1 protein-coding gene is annotated in these 757 nt (G+C 68.8%); it reads right to left on the bottom strand.

Going from position 1 to position 757, the window contains the following annotated elements; genetic code table 11:
• On the bottom strand, positions 1-757 hold a 757-nt coding region (locus CFB39_RS38475; RefSeq protein ID WP_179257816.1), incomplete at both ends, for a TolC family protein.

Genomic DNA, 757 nt, shown 5'->3' with positions numbered 1-757 from the left:
CCGGCCGGCACATCCGTCAGCAGGTTCTGCGCGTCGAGCGGCATGCCCGCCGGCAGATCGTCCGGCAGCGGCTCGCCGATCAGCAGCACCAGCGCGTTCAACGCCTGCGCACGCGCCCGTGCTTGCGCCTGCTGGTTCGACAGCGCCTGCTCGACCACCGTCTGCGCCTGACGCAGCTCGAGCTCGGAGCCCGTGCCGTTGTCGAACTGCAGCTTCGTCAGGTTGTACGAGTCCTGCGCCGTCTTCAGCGTGTTCTCCGTGACCTTCAACAGATCGTCGGTCGACAGCAGCGTCAGGTATTGATCCGCCACCTGCGACACCAGCGAGATCTCCGACGCCTGCCGCGCATACGCGGTCGACAGGTACTGCGCGAGCGCCTGGTCCTTCAGGCTCTGCACGCGGCCGAACAGGTCGAGCTCCCACGACGCCGACAGGCCGACGTTGTAGGTCGTCGTGATGTTCCGGCCCGGCGCCACCGACAGCGCATTCGGCAGGCGCTGACGATTACCGGTACCCGTCGCATCGAGCGTCGGGAACAACCCCGCGCGCGTGATCTGGTACTGCGCGCGCGCCGCCTCGATGTTCAGCACCGACACGCGCAGGTCGCGGTTGTTCTTCAGCGCGATCTCGATCAGCCGCTGCAGGCGCGGATCGACGAAGAACTCGCGCCAGCCGATGGCGGTCGCAGCTTGCCCGTTCGCGCTGCGCGCGCCGGCCGCACCCGGCTGCGTCGCGTAGACGCCGCCGGCCGGGTACG

This window comes from Burkholderia sp. AU6039 (assembly GCF_002223365.1).
Classification (GTDB): domain Bacteria; phylum Pseudomonadota; class Gammaproteobacteria; order Burkholderiales; family Burkholderiaceae; genus Burkholderia.
This window is presented reverse-complemented; position numbering and strand designations above follow the sequence as displayed.